The organism is Salimicrobium salexigens, from assembly GCF_900156705.1.
Classification (GTDB): Bacteria; Bacillota; Bacilli; order Bacillales; family Halobacillaceae; genus Salimicrobium; species Salimicrobium album.
In genome coordinates this window covers 68,031-82,917 of record NZ_FTOK01000001.1, presented here as the reverse complement: position 1 = coordinate 82,917, position 14,887 = coordinate 68,031, and the positions used below count along the sequence as shown (strand labels likewise).

Below are 14,887 nucleotides of genomic sequence, written 5' to 3'. Positions count from 1 at the left end.
ATATAGACCTGCTTCCCCGGCCGCCCTGGCCCGGGGAATTTTTCTATTTATTTGCCCGTCTCTCTTCTTTTTTTGAACAGCATAATTTCAAGAGCAGCGATGGAGACGAGCAGCCAGGCCGTTCCGACAGCTATTCCCGCCAGAACGTCGGTGAAATAATGGACCCCTATAAAAATGCGGCTGAGAGCCACCGTAGTACCGAATAATGCAAGCAGTATATTCACGGTCCACTTCACTTTAGAAGTGAACCTGCTTACTGTAACGAGATAAATCATAAATCCGTAGAAAGCGAAGGCACCTGTAGAGTGTCCGCTCGGGAAGCTGTATCCGACCCCGTCATATGCCTCGATCACTTCCGGACGCTGGCGCTCAAACAATAACTTCAAACCTTTCGTAAGAGCGCTTATTCCTATCATATTGACCGCAAAAAAAAGTGCCACCCATTTACTTTTATTCGAAATAAACAGAAGATAACTTATTACGATGACCGACAGTGCTGACAAAATCCATACGGACCCTGCTTCGGTTATGTATCCCATCGTTTCTGTGAGCCACGGTGGATTGATGGTATCCACAAAATTATTTACTATGCGATCCAATGCGAACTTTTCCCCTTCAAGAACATCTTCACCGAGGGAAACGAAAGAGAAGAACCCTCCTCCTATGAGGATAAACCCTGCTATTATTAAAATAATGGATGTTCTGGTGGGATTTTTGAAATGTGTGCCTCTAAATAACAATTTCTTTTCCTCCTACTTCTTACTTCTTTACTATCTTTCCCCGCACCGTTTTCAAACAAACTACAAGCCCCGGCAGAGTATACCTCCTTGCCGGGGCTTTGCTTATGCTTTCGTCCTGTAGGCCAGGTTTGATTCATTCAGGCTTTCCTCTTCTCCGAACAGAAAATGTTTATGCATATCGGGTGAATAAATGGAGTGTACCGTCTCCACACCGGCCGCTTCCGCAACAGAGCGGAGCATAGCAGGAGAACTTCCGCAACATAGACCGATATAATTAACTCCGTCATTTTTCGCTTTTTCCGCCCATGCCGCAAGTTCATACCGGTTATGATAGAGCGGGTCGAGCGAAGTCGGAAAAGTCGTTTCCGTCGGGAGAGTGCAACTGCATCCGCCATCCGGAAGATTAAAAAATGTGGGATTGTCTTCCGTCGTACGGTACGGAATCGGCAGTGCCCCTACATATCCGTTCACTTTTCGTCTTATTTTCTCTACGTAGGGCTGCATAGTATCAGGACCGCGAAAACAGTTCATACCTACGACCAGTGCTCCGTTCTCTTCAAGAGAGGCGCAGGAATCCTCCACGGTGTAGCCGTCACGCAGTATGTTTTCCCCCATAAGACCGAGGGTTATGACAGCCGGGAGTTCAACCCGTCTGATCTCCTCCAGAGCAATAAGAGCTTCTTCGTGGTAGTAGAACGTTTCCCCGTTCACAAAATCCACCCCTTCTTCTTTACACCATCCGACCATTTCCCGGAACATTTCCCGGACTTGAACTTTACTATCTTCATTTTCCGGATCAAAGATATTCGTATTCGAAATGTTCCCGGCCACGAGCGCTTCTTCCTCCGGATGTTCTCGCGCCACTTCTTTAGCCAGACGGATTGCGTTCCGGTTCAGCGGTTCAAGCAGTTCCTCTTTGCCTATGATTCTCATCTTCTCCCGGTGGGCGTTGTAGGTAAAAGCTAACACTACATCGGAACCTGCAAGCATATAATCCCGGTACGTCTGTTTCAAAGCTTCCGGATTCTTAAGGGCTACTTCCGGCACGAAAGAACCCGCCTGAAGATATCCTCTCCTCTCCAATTCAAACAGGTAACCTTCCCCGGCAATCACCGGACCTTCTTCCAGCCGCTGCTTAAGACTTCTTTTAGTCATATACCTCGCTCCTTTTTATAATGGTTTGCGTATCAGGGCAGTTATGCACTTTTTCGAACAGACTCCAAAAGCGCTGCGCCCAGGTCATCCATCAGGTCATTTTTATCTTCAATGCCTACGGAGAAGCGGAGAAGACAACTATCCACTCCATATTTCACCCTCGTCTCCTCCGGAATATCCGCATGCGTCTGAGTTGCAGGATAAGTAATGAAACTCTCCACCCCTCCAAGACTTTCAGCAAACGTAATGATATTTAAGGTCTTCAGAAAAACCGGCACCTGTTCTTCTCTTGTTAAACGGAAAGAAAGCATCCCGCCCCGTCCCGGATACAGGACTTCCCGGACCTCTTCACGGCTCTTCAGATAATCAACAATTGTTTCCGCATTCTCCTCGTGCTGTTTCATACGTATGTGGAGCGTTTTCATCCCTCTCAGTAAAAGCCAGGAATCCATCGCCGACAGTGTCGCACCAATCCCGTTATGAAGGTTCTGGACAGTGCGGGTGAGCTCCTCCCCTTTCGTTATGATCGCCCCCGCCAGGACGTCATTATGACCTCCAAGATACTTCGTACCGCTGTGGATAACGATGTCCGCCCCTTCTTCCAGAGGATTCTGAAGGAGAGGTGAATAAAACGTGTTATCCACTATTAGCCTTACACCGTATTTTCTGCAGACAGCAGCGCATTTCGAAATGTCCACCTCCTTCATCAAAGGATTGGCCGGAGTCTCGAAAAATACGGCTTTTGTCCTTTCCCTCATTTCACTCTCCAGTGCCGCATCATTCGTGAGGTCTGCATAACGAAAAGTTATCCCGTACCGGGCAAGAACTTCTTCAAACAGCCGGTAGGTCCCGCCGTACAAATCACGTGAAACGATCACCTCCTCCCCCGAGCGGAACAGACCGAAAACTGTATGGATAGCTGCCATTCCGGAACTGCAGGCAAAAGCCCCGTCTCCCTTTTCGAGTTCCTGAAGTGTTTTCTCCAAAACAGAGCGCGTGGGGTTAGCCGTCCTTGTGTAATCAAAACCGGTGGATTCCCCGAGCCCGTGATGGGCATAACTTGTGGAAAAATAAACCGGAGTGCTTACTGCGCCGGTACCGGGGTCCGTCCTGTTTCCGGCCTGCGTCAGTATTGTCGCTCTCTCGTGTACCATAGTGGCATCCCTCCCATAAAAAAATCGACCTCCTGAAAAGAGGCCGATTTCTACACATTTGTGTACTATCGTCCTCTCATCTTTTCAAAGCACAGGCTTTGCTGGAATTGGCACCAGTTCGCTTTTAAACAATGGTTGCCGAGGTTTCAAAGGGCCAGTCCCTCCACCTCTCTGGATAAGAGTCCATTAATATTCATTTGATTTTCACCAATTATATAGACGAACGCAGCATTCGTCAATATTTTTTTAATTATTTTTCAATTCAGTCGTTTCCTTACAAAGGTTTCCGTAAATAACCGACTGAAAAAAATACCTCCGAACGCCATCAAAAGGGCTCCCGCCCACATCATCTGCACAGCAAATACCACGACGAAAATGAGTGTCTGGAAGAAAAGAAGCTGTCTCAGGAAACGTATCAATTCTTCTTTTCTCTGTTCAAAGGAGACCGGATAAATATCCAGCCAGGCGATAGTCCGATGATGCTGCCACAACGTCATCATCTGGAATCCGCTCAAATAAAGAAACAGGACACCGATAATTACACTTATCATCATATTAGGAACGAACCATACAGCAAGAGCACCTATAGCAGCCAGACGAATGTACATCCCGCTGTAATCGCCGGATCTTGCAAAAGTAATTCGGTACAGGTAAGTGTACGTTGTATCTCCGGAAAAAGGAATGCGGGCGGTCAAAAGTTTTACGATAAGACGCCTTCGTTTCACCCGGCTTTTCAGATGCGGAACGTCTGTGAACATATTAGCCAGCCTGTAGAACACTCTCATCCGTCCCTGGTCTTTTTCCAGCAGAAGATCCCAGGCAAGCCCGGCTTTCTGCTTCGATACTCTCCAGGCATATACTACAAGCCCGCTCAAGAGCACAAGACCCGGAACGACAAACAAGAGGGCACCAACGGCCGCAGAGTAAAACAGGGCGGCTGAAACTATCCACGCCGCCGCCTGATAGCCGATACGTATAGAAGGCTGACGTTCCTGCAGCATCCACCAGTTGGACTGCATTACTCCCGCCTTCACGACAAGCATAAGCAGAATGATGGCGAGGTAGTGATCCGTACCCAGTTCAGGATACACGGTAAAATACAAAGGTCCGAGCGCAGCCCCCGCAAGAAAAATTACGTAAAGCTGCACCACATAACTATAGTAAAGACTGAAACGGAAATAATCCTTCAACTCGAACTCCGCCGGCAGAAGAAAAACCAGGTCCGGTTCTTTGATCATTGTACGTACCGGACTGTAGGATGTAATGCTGGCGAAAACCAGAGCTACAATCAGTCCGGCGGGGAAATCTTCCGGAACGGTCTGCAGCCACTGCTGATAAAAGTATGCACCGGCCGAAAGAAGAAAAAACATCACTACCGCAATATGACCGTTAAAAATATAGCGCGTATACCGGCTCAGTTCTTTCGTGTGTTCCCTCATCCGCTCTTTCCAGAAACGTCTGGCGTTAATCATGGGAATCGTCCTTCGTCAATCGTACATATATATCGTCGAGGGAAGCCCGCGGCATGGAAAAGAATGTGCGAAGTTCTTCCAGTGTCCCGTCTGCTCTGATTTCTCCTTCATGAAGAATGACAAAGCGGTCACAGTATTTCTCTGCAGTGGCGAGTATATGAGTCGACATAAGAACCCCGGCCCCGTTCTCCTTCATTTCTTCCATCCATTCCAGATAAGACTGGATGCCGAGCGGGTCGAGCCCTACAAACGGCTCATCTACGATATATAAAGCGGGTTCGATCAGAAAAGCACACATAATCATGACTTTCTGACGCATCCCCTTGGAGAAGTGAACAGGAAACCAGTGAAGCCTTTTTTCCATATGAAATTCTTTTAAGAGAGGGGGGACTCTGCTGTTAAAAGTCTGTTCATCAATGTGATACGCACGGGCAGTCAGGCGCAGGTGCTCTTCCAGCGTAAGTTCATCGTACAGAATAGGCATCTCGGGGATATAGGCAAGCTGTTGACGATAGCTTTCGGGGTTCTCCCTGAAAGACGTACTGTTTATGGAAACACTTCCTTTTTTCGCCTCCATCATTCCGATAACGTGCTTGATGGTCGTACTTTTCCCGGCGCCGTTCAATCCGATAAGACCAACTATTTCACCGGAATTCACCTGAAGAGAAATGCCGTGCAGAACGTTTTTCCGGGTATAGCCCCCAAATAAATTTTCGATATGTAATAGTGATTCCAATCTGACTCCCTCTTTTCGTATGTAGTGGTCCCTTCCTTTAAAAAATAGTACCATAGTTGGCTTTCCTATTACAGTTCTTGCGTCCTGCTATGGTACAATACCCATCAAGGAGGGAATATTTATGACAGATTGTATTTTCTGCAAAATTATCAACGGAGAAATTCCATCAGCCAAAGTATATGAAGACGAAGAAGTTTATGCCTTTTTAGACATTAGTCAGGTCACCAAAGGTCATACGCTCGTCATTCCAAAACAGCATACTAAAAACATCTACGAAACTCACCCGCAAGTAGCCTCCAATGTGTTTGCACGAATACCGAAAATCGCCACGGCCGTTAAATCCGCTTTTGATGCGGATGGGGTGAACATCGTAAATAATAACGACGAAGCAGCCTATCAGTCTGTATTTCACTTACACATCCACGTTCTTCCAAGGTACGAAAATGGAGACGGTTTCGGAGTCAAATGGACGGACAACAGTAATTCCTACACTCCGGAACAGCTTCAGGAACTGTCGCAGACGATTGCTGAAAAGATTTCTTAGAAACTGTACGGGACTTTTGTTATACTTATAACACATTCGCAATCGACCACGAGGGTACGGTTGGAGTGAAATCAGAAAAGCTTAGAAGAGGAGAGATTAGATGAATACTCGTGTACTGGTGTTGCTGTCGTTGTTTATAGGAATAGGGGCTGTACTGCATGCAGTCATGCCGCCGATATTTTTCGGAATGAGGCCGGATATGCTGCTTGCCATGATGTTTTTGGGGATTATTATGTTCCCCAAAGTATCTTACGTTCTTGTGCTTTCCACAGCTACAGGAATCGTCTCTGCATTAACCACCACCGCACCGGGCGGACAGATCGCAAACCTTATTGAAAAACCCGTCACAGGTATGATTGTATTTGTGCTCGTTCTCGCCATGCGTAACTTCAAACAGGAACGCATCAAAGCAGCTGTTCTTACGGCTGTCGGAACGATTGTCAGCGGCTCCATTTTCCTGGGGTTGATTCTGTTCGTTATCGGTTTAATGGATGCAGGCTTTATAGCCATATTCCTGACTGTAGTACTCCCGACAGCGCTTTTAAACACTGTGCTGATGGTGGTATTGCACCCCGTTTCTCTCAGAATTATGAGAAACTCTCCGGCACAGACACTTCGCGCTTCCTGACTTTACAGGAGCGGTCTCTCTATCTGGCCGCTCTCCTGCTTTCAGGAGGAAAAGGTTTAAATGTATACATATCAGGAGAAACAGTAAACAGGTACAGGTTAGTGAGTAAAGGAGGAAACAGAATGGTCCGAGTTAAACCGTTTGTTATGGGAATTGTTTCCGGAAGTGCTGCCGGAGCCCTTTACGTTCTTTTCAGCACTCCCTCGTCCGGCCAGGAATTCCGCTCGAACGCTGTCAGTAAAAGTAAAGAATTGAACAGTCTTTTACGCAGGTCCGGTCAGGATGGTAAACAATTCAAAGATCAGGTTACTGAAACATCCAAAGACACACTTTCACTCATCCGTCATCTCAGCGAAGATATCAGCTCTTCTGTCGAGGGCTGGAAACAGACGATCGCTCCCCATCAGAAAGAAATTCAAAAATACTTAGAACAGATTGAAGAAAATCTTGCAGACCTTGAAGAGAAAGCAAAGCAGCACCGTACCTCCGGAAACGAAGAAACTCCCCGCAACTGATGAAAGAGCACCCGCTCCGGGTGCTCTTTTTTTATCTTCCTTCATAAAAAAAGCGTCCCGGCTCCCGGGACGCTTTCCTGACATGATTATTCAGCAGCTTGTAAATCTTCGATAGAATCTACATCCATATATTCCGGGACTACAAGGCCGATTTTCGCGCCCTCCAGGTTAGCCCCGAGATCCTCTACCTGTTCTCCGTACTTCTCGAACTGGGAACCATGAGTGGCCGGCAACCATGCCGCTACCATTCCATCAGCTTCGCCATTGGCTACAGCTTCCCACATCGGACCATTGTCGAGAGGAGTGGCGGTCACTTCGAAGCCCTGTTCCTTCATGACTTCAGCTACAACGTTCGTAGATGCGATTTCCGAATCCCAGTTTACATAGACGAGTTCTACTTCTTTTCCATCAACTTCTTCTGTACCTTCCGTCCAGGATGATACTGCATCTTCATTATTGGAAACCCAGTTTTTTGCAGCCTCTGCAGGGTCTGCGCCATTTTGGATTTCAAGCATAACTTCTTCCATTTGAGAAGTTTCCCACTGGAACTGATCCAGAATCTTGTAAGCATTAGGCTTCTCGTCTTTCAGTCCCGTTTTCACCATTGTTTTGATTTCTTCAGCGTCCCCGAAAACTCCTTGCGGGTCTTCAAGATATTTCAGGTCATATTCAGCGAACTTCCAGTGTGGTGTCCAGCCGGTAACGACAATCGGCTCTTCATTGTCAATAGCTTCCCCAAGAGCAGTTGCCATAGCCCCGGAAGAAGAAGTGGATACTTCCCACCCGGCAAGACTGTCATACTTCTCCACAGCATCCTGGGAGGCCGCTACAACACCGGCACCTGCTTCAATACCTGTAATTTCGTAGTTTATTTCCTCACCATAGTTCGCCTTTCCGGAAGATTCACCGTCAGAGCCCGATTCTCCACCGGAGTCCGAAGAGCCTCCGTCCGAACCGCACCCCGCGGCTAATAGCGTCAACGATAACCCAGCTGTCATACCAATTCTTTTCCAATCAAACTTAAACATGTACTTCTCCCCTTTTCTTAATAAGTTTTATATAAATCAGGACACGTGGTCCTCTTCCACCTGCTTAAGGATTATCTCCCCGCTGTGTATTAAGATTCTGCGTAAAGCGGTCGATAATAATTGCCAGAATAACGATTCCGAACCCTGCGACGAAACCAGGTCCTACCTGAGCACGCTGAAGGGCTGTAATAACTGTCTGTCCAAGACCTTTCGCCCCGATCATGGAGGCGATAACTACCATGGAAAGTGCGAGCATAACCGTCTGGTTGATACCGGCCATAATCGTTTTCTTGGCCATAGGAAGCTGAACTTTAAACAGCTTCTGTGTTCCCGTAGTTCCGAAAGCATCGGAAGCTTCGATCAATTCACCGGACACCTGACGTATGCCGAGGTTGGTGAACCTTACCGTCGGAGGCGTAGCGAATATGACGGAGGCAAAGACACCCGGCACCATGCCGATACCAAAGAACGCAACAGCCGGAATCAGATAAACGAACGCCGGCATCGTCTGCATAAAGTCAAGAACCGGGGTGAGGATATTTTCTACCGGTTTACTTTTCGCCATCCATATTCCGAACGGCACCCCGATAATGACAGATATCAGACTTGCAAATATGACGAGTGTAAATGTATTCATCAGCTCTTCCCATAGCCCCTGGTTCGCCACAAACCATAAACCGATCACCGTAAAAGCGACCAGTCCGAACTTTTTGCCCGAGGCGAAAAAAGCGAGAGCCGCTATTACTACGATGAACAACCAGATCGGTATGTTCATCAGCCAGTCTTCGGCAAATACTTCGATAAAGTTGCCGAAATCTTCCCTTATAAATGTAAAAATAGGTTTAAGACCTTCCTGTATGCCTTCAGTTGCTGCTGTTATCCATTCAGCTACCGGTATTTCAGGAAATATCCCCATTCAGGTTCACCTCACTTCCGGACAGAGCGGCAATTACTGCCCCTCGCACAATGATTCCTTCCAATTTTTCATTATCCACTACGGCTACCGGGACTTTAGCGTCATGAATCACATCAAAGATTTCATGCATCGTAGTCTCCCTGCTCACCTGTACTACTTCTGTACGTAATATGTTTTTCAGAGTTTTTTCTTCCTTACCTGCCGCCTCGGCTACGTCATCAGCGGTAACGTATCCTTTTAAATTTCTATCGGCATCGGTGACGTAAATACTTGATAATCCTTCTTTCCTCATTCTTTCAAGAGCAGTCCGCGGGCCATGTTTCTCTATATCCACCGTCTCCGGCCGTTTCATAATGTGTTCGGCAGTCAGTACTTTGGAACGATCCACGTCCTCGACAAATCTCTCTACATAGTCATTAGCCGGATTGATGAGTATTTCTTCCGGAGTGCCGATTTGTACTATCTTTCCATCTTTCATCAGAGCAATACGATCTCCGATACGGAGTGCTTCGTCGAGATCGTGCGTGATGAAAAGAATCGTTTTCTTCATTTTTTGCTGAAGGGCAATCAGTTCATCCTGCATCTCTTTTCGAATGAGAGGATCGAGTGCCGAAAACGCTTCATCCATCAGCAGTACTTCCGGGTCGTTGGCAAGCGCACGCGCCAGTCCGACACGCTGCTGCATCCCGCCGGAGAGCTGACCGGGAAACTGATTCATATAATCCCCGAGCCCTACCATCTCGAGCGATTCGGACGCTTTCTTTCTGCGCTCATCTTTGTCTATGTTCTGGACTTCAAGACCGAATTCCGCATTTTCAACAATGGTCCGATGAGGAAACAGTGCGAAGCGCTGGAAAACCATACTTAATTTCCGACGGCGCACTTCTCTCAAAGCCTTCTTATCCATCTGGGAAAGGTCTTCTCCGTCGATCGTCACGCTTCCTTCCGTCGGCTCGATCAATCTGTTCACGAGACGTACCAGAGTGGATTTCCCACTCCCGGACAGCCCCATTATTACGAAGATTTCTCCTGCCTCCACACTGAAAGTAGCGCGGTTTACACCGACTGTGTTCCCGGTTTTCTTTAAAATTTCTTCCTTCGACATACCTTCATCCAGATATTTGGTAGCCTTCTTGGCGTTTTTACCGAATATTTTCGATAAATCTTTTACGTCGATTACTGGCAATTCCCTCACCTCTTTCTAAATTAGCAACGATTCCATTCGTTTTCTCTTTTTGTTACCTACTTGTAATACTGTAACTTATCCGACACATAAAACACAAACTTATTATAAATGTTATTCAGTTCAAAAATAACGTACAGTTTAAACTGTACACAACAAACAAAGTATAATACGCCTTTTTTCTTTGTTTTTCGTCTATTTCCTGCCGGTGCTACTATTTTCTCCCGCAGTAGCATTGTAGTAACCTTAAAGTAATTCGTACTGGAGGAGGATTGCATGACATCTGTAAACTATCCCTTATTAGAAGAATTTCAGGCTAAAACCGTCCAGGAGTTTTCTAAAACTCTTGAGATGTTCGGTCTTACCTCCGGGGACGCGCGGCTTTTTATCATTTTATACATCCACCCTTTTCCTATGACATTGGATGACATGAGTAAGGCTTCAGGTAAAAGTAAAACGTCCATGAGCACCGGGATTCGAAGTCTGCTGGAGCAGGGGCTCGTAGAACGGGTGTGGGTGAAGGGGAAGCGTAAAGACTTCTATCAGGCTAATAAAAACCTGTATTTAAGTTTCCTTTCTTCTTTTATTGAAAAATGGATACAGCAGGCTGATGAACAGAAAGACAATCTGGAAAGGCTGCAGGCAGAGATGGCGGCCAGCAATTATGAGTTAGTCGAGGAAGGTTCCGCCGAAGAAGCGGATCTGCTTTATGAAAAAGCTGAGGAAATGAAAGTATTCCAAGCATGCGTTACGGAAGCATTCACCAAAATACTTGCGCTGAAAGAAGATGAAGTCAACTAGTTATATATACCCTCCCCTCTTAAAAATAACCGGCGTATAGTCGGTTATTTTGATTTTTGTGACTTATTCCTGCCGCCTTTCTGCCCTCTCTTCTCCCTGCACTTATTAACCCTTCTTCTCCAACGTTTTCGCAAGGACTCCATGGACCCTTCGACCCCCGCCATCACGCTGTTAAAATTCTTTTTTATAAAACTGTTGCTTTTCTTCTCAATCCGTACTATGATTCCTCTTGTGGCCGGGGAAAAAAGTCTTCGCAGACCCGGCATGTCGACGATTCAACCAACTATTGACTTGCATTCTGATGCAGAGGAGGGTATTCACTATGATGAACTGCTGGAAATCAGTAAACATCAATAAAGAATTCGGCCTGAACCGGATTTATATCTTTTCAATTTTTATTGGGGTTATTTCTTTTCTCATCTTATTTATTCCGTTATCTATGTATCATGGCTCTAATGAAGTAAAAGACTATGGGCTGTTTCCGGTAGTCGTCGTTCTGTTTCTCCTTCCGCTGTTTCATCGGCTGATGCATATGCTTCCGTTACTATTGTCTTATAAACGTATGAAGGTGTTCCTGAAATTCAGAAAGCGCGTTTTCCCGACTTTCTTCTATCAGTGTAAATCGAAACTTTCAAAACAGACGTCCATTCTTATGGCGCTCGGCCCGACTCTTTTCATATCGGCGCCTTCGTATATGATGGCTTACATGTTCCCTGATTATTTCGTGTATTTCATGCTCATCACTTCCGTTAACTTAGCGATGTCTTTCACAGACTTCCTTTATCTTTATCATTTCGTGAAAGCTCCGCGCCGGTGTATAATCGAAAACGCAAAGGACGGGTACGACATACTGATCCAGCGGAAAGAAGCATAAGACAGCACCTGTAAGAGTGCTGTCTTTTCATTTTCTCCAGTTTTTGATACAGTAAACCGTAAGAGTAAAGGAGGGGCTATTTATGAGCTTCGCAGTCGTTTTTGGTGTATTTGCTTTAGTTGTACTATTTATTTTCAACTCATTAACTCACTCCCTATGTCTGAAAACGAAAATGGAGAAAGAAAAACAGATGAGAGTATTTCGTACGATCAACGTTCTCATTACCATTCTGCTGATTTCTTCTTACGTGGAAGTCATTACGGTTTTATAATAGAGCGTCATGCACTATAAAATAATTATCGTTAAGGAACACTGCAGGTACGGGCTGCGGTGTTTTTATTTTATGGAGGCAAGTTTCCCCCTTCCGTTTCTTTACATTCACAGTAGTAAGTGAAATGTTTTTTATGTTATATTATCTTTTAGGCAGACCTTCAGGCCCACCTCTGCAAATTACATACAAGGAGTGTACGACCATTATGAAAAAAGCTGTATTAACCACAATTTTAGCTACGAGTGTTTTTACGCTTGCGGCATGCAGTTCGGATGATTCCTCCGAAACGGTTGCAGAAACCGCAAACAGTGAAATTACAAAAGAAGAATTCTATAACGAACTGAAAAATAAACACGGGGAAGAGGTACTTCAGCAGCTTGTGACGAATGAAGTACTGACCGAAAAGTATGACGTAAGTGATGAGGCCGTGCAAAAAGAAGTGGACGCCCTGAAGGAACAATACGGAGACCAGTTCGATCAAGCTCTCGAGAGTAGCGGTTTTGAAGATGTGGACGCTTTTAAGGAAACGATACGTCAAAGTCTTCTTCAAGAACAGGCTGCTGCTGAAACAGTAGATATTTCCGAAAAGGAAATGAAAGACTACTACGAACGCATGAAAACAGAAGTACAGGCAAGCCATATTCTTGTCGAAGACAAAGAAACGGCAGAGGAAGTTAAGAAAAAGCTGGCTGATGGAGCAGAATTCAGTGAACTTGCCAGCGAATATTCCTCTGACGGCTCTGCACAGCAGGGCGGCAAACTCGGTTACTTCGGCCCCGGGGAAATGGCCCAGGAGTTCGAAGCGGCTGCTTACAAACTGGATAAGGGTGAAATCAGCGAACCTGTCCAGTCTCAATTCGGCTACCACATCATAAAGGTCACCGATAAACGTGATGCGGAAGATGTGAAACCTTACGAGGAAGCTAAACCGGAAATCAAAAGAACGCTCGTAAGTCAGAAAGTCGATCAGCAGAAAATGCAGCAGCATCTGCAGAAAATCATGGATGAAGCTGAAATTGACGTGAAACTGGAAGAATTCGAGGGACTGTTTAAACAGGAATCAGCTGAAGAAGGCAGCGGGGATTCTGAAGAAGATGGAAGTTCCGAAGAATAGTCCAATTTAAAAGCTGGGGGATTTATCCAATCCCCCGGCTTGTTTTATTTATTTGTACATAAATTTATTATTAATAGACTTCTGTAAAACTGCAGGCAGGGGAGGTGTGGTTCTCACTCCATTTCAAACAGGGGTTTGTAAAAAGAGCGCTGCTCCAGCGGATAAATCCTCTCCGTAAAGCTGCCTGGCTTTGTCTTTTGCAGGGAGGTGTTCATCATTTGTATGCGGGAGTCCAGCATATCGATCTGGTGCAGAATTTCTGCTTCGCGAATGTAAGGTGGTTTCGGGCTGCCCCATTCACCTTTACCGTGATGACTCAGTACAAGATGCTTCAGCGCCATCACTTCCTCCCCTTCGATATGAAGTTCCGAGGCCGCATGCTGGATTTCCTCGACCATTATGGAAATGTGCCCGAGCAAACGGCCTTCAATCGTATACTCGGGTGAATCAGGGTCCGAAAGCTCTCTTATTTTACCTAGATCATGTACGATAATTCCGGCGTACAGTAAATCCTTGTTTACTTCCGGGTAAATTCCACCGATTTCCCTGGCTAGGCGGAGCATGGTGACAACATGGTGAGCAAGGCCTGAAACGTAGTTATGGTGGTTCCTCGTAGCGGCAGGATATGTGAAAAGTTCTTCGTTGTACTCTTTTACGAAGTAGCGGGTGAGCCGCTGAAGATTAGCGTTGGTCATTTCGAACATGAATTCTTTGATCTGATCTTCAAGCCACTCCACACTCACCGGCGCTTCCTCCACGAATTGTTTCACTTCTCTTCCGTCTTCCTCCAGCGCCTGACGTATGTGCTGAATTTTCAATTGGGGCTTATTTCTGAATTGACTTATCTCCCCGGATACCTTCACTAATACACCTTTTTTAAACAACGTCTCATCTTCTTTTTTTGCGCCCCACAACCGGGCGTCGATTTCCCCGGTACGGTCACGTAAAAGCAGGGCTAAAAACGGTTTACCGTTACTGGCGATACTTTTATTCGCCGAGGTGATGAGCAGGAAATCGTCGAACGTCTCCCCTACCTGATAATGAGCAATTCCCTTACTCATAGGAAACCCCCTCTCTCCTGACAGGTTTCTGCTCCACTTTGGGAACATACCGGAAGATTTCCCCGGATTCCACAACACGAATAAAGTTCATCAGCCATTCATAGTAGTTTTTCGCATACTGCAACTTGTATATATCGTCTTCGAGTCGTTCCCTTAACAGTAAATCTTCCGTGTTCTGCTGCAGATTCCGGAACTCTTCGATGGCTTCATCCGCTTCTTCTATGTTCGTTTCTACATCTTTCTTCCATTTACTAGCAAAAAGAGAAGTGAAGGATTTGTACCAGTCTTCTTCAGACTTATACAGATCTTTGCGCATCCCTTTTTTAAAAGCAGGTTCTACCATTTTCATATCAGATAGTACTTTCACTCCTGTAGACATGCTCGTTTTGCTCATGGATAGCGCTTCTCTCATGTCATCGAGCGTCATAGGTTTCTCGGCAAAATACAAAACTCCATAAAGACGTCCGATAGATGGAGTAACCCCGTAAAGGTTCATATTTTTAGCGATCACCTGAATAAACTTTTCTTTCGTTTCTTCATACTGCTGCCATTCTTTATTTTCCACTGGAGGATCCCTCCCGTCTGATTCAAAATTAACATCCATCTATTCTATCAAATATTTTCTTAAAAAGCTCTATCCCTTTTTATCTTTTAGTTCACCTGCTTATCAAACGTATTCAGCTATATAACAAATT

At 45.7% G+C, this 14,887-nt stretch carries 17 protein-coding genes and 1 riboswitch; of the genes, 7 read left to right on the top strand and 10 right to left on the bottom strand.

Annotated features, from left to right (window positions below):
* Window positions 1-47: 47 nt before the first annotated feature.
* From BW931_RS00475 to BW931_RS00455, 5 genes are all read right to left on the bottom strand, one after another.
* Window positions 48-740, bottom strand: coding sequence for a phosphatase PAP2 family protein (locus tag BW931_RS00475; RefSeq protein WP_076569086.1), 693 nt, complete (start codon window positions 738-740; stop codon window positions 48-50).
* A gap of 102 nt (window positions 741-842) precedes the next feature.
* On the bottom strand, window positions 843-1,895 hold the full coding sequence (locus BW931_RS00470; RefSeq protein ID WP_008590183.1) for a homocysteine S-methyltransferase family protein: 1,053 nt from the start codon (window positions 1,893-1,895) through the stop codon (window positions 843-845).
* 41 nt (window positions 1,896-1,936) lie between these two features.
* Entirely contained in the window at window positions 1,937-3,049 is a 1,113-nt protein-coding gene (locus BW931_RS00465) for an aminotransferase class I/II-fold pyridoxal phosphate-dependent enzyme (protein WP_076569083.1), read from the bottom strand.
* Window positions 3,050-3,122: 73 nt separating this feature from the next.
* Window positions 3,123-3,231: riboswitch (SAM riboswitch) on the bottom strand.
* A gap of 75 nt (window positions 3,232-3,306) precedes the next feature.
* On the bottom strand, window positions 3,307-4,521 hold the full coding sequence (locus BW931_RS00460; protein ID WP_076569081.1) for an ABC transporter permease: 1,215 nt from the start codon (window positions 4,519-4,521) through the stop codon (window positions 3,307-3,309).
* The gene (locus BW931_RS00455; protein WP_076569613.1) at window positions 4,514-5,257 is read right to left on the bottom strand and encodes an ABC transporter ATP-binding protein; all 744 of its coding nucleotides are present in this window, start codon (window positions 5,255-5,257) and stop codon (window positions 4,514-4,516) included. Before BW931_RS00455 ends, BW931_RS00460 begins: the two co-directional genes overlap by 8 nt.
* 121 nt (window positions 5,258-5,378) lie before the next feature.
* Between BW931_RS00455 and BW931_RS00450 the strand changes: the two genes are divergently transcribed.
* The 3 genes from BW931_RS00450 to BW931_RS00440 all read left to right on the top strand — a co-directional run bounded on the left by BW931_RS00450 (window position 5,379) and on the right by BW931_RS00440 (window position 6,944).
* Window positions 5,379-5,801, top strand: coding sequence for an HIT family protein (locus tag BW931_RS00450; RefSeq protein WP_008590189.1), 423 nt, complete (start codon window positions 5,379-5,381; stop codon window positions 5,799-5,801).
* A 100-nt stretch (window positions 5,802-5,901) separates the two neighbouring features.
* On the top strand, window positions 5,902-6,429 hold the full coding sequence (locus BW931_RS00445) for a tryptophan transporter (protein WP_076569078.1): 528 nt from the start codon (window positions 5,902-5,904) through the stop codon (window positions 6,427-6,429).
* A 122-nt stretch (window positions 6,430-6,551) separates the two neighbouring features.
* On the top strand, window positions 6,552-6,944 hold the full coding sequence (locus BW931_RS00440; RefSeq protein ID WP_076569075.1) for a YtxH domain-containing protein: 393 nt from the start codon (window positions 6,552-6,554) through the stop codon (window positions 6,942-6,944).
* Window positions 6,945-7,030: 86 nt separating this feature from the next.
* Here BW931_RS00440 and BW931_RS00435 read toward each other — a convergent pair whose 3' ends face one another.
* From BW931_RS00435 to BW931_RS00425, 3 genes are all read right to left on the bottom strand, one after another.
* A complete protein-coding gene (locus tag BW931_RS00435) occupies window positions 7,031-7,972 on the bottom strand; it encodes a glycine betaine ABC transporter substrate-binding protein (RefSeq protein ID WP_076569072.1) in 942 nt (313 codons plus the stop codon).
* A 64-nt stretch (window positions 7,973-8,036) separates the two neighbouring features.
* Complete coding sequence (locus BW931_RS00430; protein ID WP_076569070.1) at window positions 8,037-8,888, bottom strand: ABC transporter permease; 852 nt, start codon at window positions 8,886-8,888, stop codon at window positions 8,037-8,039.
* Entirely contained in the window at window positions 8,872-10,074 is a 1,203-nt protein-coding gene (locus BW931_RS00425; protein WP_008592266.1) for a quaternary amine ABC transporter ATP-binding protein, read from the bottom strand. The genes BW931_RS00430 and BW931_RS00425 overlap by 17 nt, the downstream gene beginning before the upstream one ends.
* Before the next feature lie 273 nt (window positions 10,075-10,347).
* On the opposite strand from BW931_RS00425, the gene BW931_RS00420 reads away from it, so the two are divergent.
* From BW931_RS00420 to BW931_RS00405, 4 genes are all read left to right on the top strand, one after another.
* On the top strand, window positions 10,348-10,872 hold the full coding sequence (locus BW931_RS00420; RefSeq protein ID WP_008592265.1) for a GbsR/MarR family transcriptional regulator: 525 nt from the start codon (window positions 10,348-10,350) through the stop codon (window positions 10,870-10,872).
* A gap of 322 nt (window positions 10,873-11,194) precedes the next feature.
* Window positions 11,195-11,746, top strand: coding sequence for a DUF3267 domain-containing protein (locus BW931_RS00415; protein ID WP_008592264.1), 552 nt, complete (start codon window positions 11,195-11,197; stop codon window positions 11,744-11,746).
* Window positions 11,747-11,828: 82 nt separating this feature from the next.
* Window positions 11,829-12,017: a hypothetical protein gene (locus BW931_RS00410; RefSeq protein WP_008592263.1), complete on the top strand. Its 189-nt coding sequence runs from the start codon at window positions 11,829-11,831 to the stop codon at window positions 12,015-12,017.
* A 205-nt stretch (window positions 12,018-12,222) separates the two neighbouring features.
* The gene (locus tag BW931_RS00405) at window positions 12,223-13,131 is read left to right on the top strand and encodes a peptidylprolyl isomerase (RefSeq protein WP_008592262.1); all 909 of its coding nucleotides are present in this window, start codon (window positions 12,223-12,225) and stop codon (window positions 13,129-13,131) included.
* 113 nt (window positions 13,132-13,244) lie between these two features.
* On the opposite strand, the gene yhaM is transcribed toward BW931_RS00405, so the two are convergent.
* Window positions 13,245-14,192, bottom strand: coding sequence for a 3'-5' exoribonuclease YhaM (gene yhaM / locus BW931_RS00400; protein WP_008592261.1), 948 nt, complete (start codon window positions 14,190-14,192; stop codon window positions 13,245-13,247).
* A complete protein-coding gene (locus BW931_RS00395; RefSeq protein ID WP_008592260.1) occupies window positions 14,185-14,757 on the bottom strand; it encodes a GbsR/MarR family transcriptional regulator in 573 nt (190 codons plus the stop codon). The genes yhaM and BW931_RS00395 overlap by 8 nt, the downstream gene beginning before the upstream one ends.
* Window positions 14,758-14,887 lie beyond the last annotated feature (130 nt).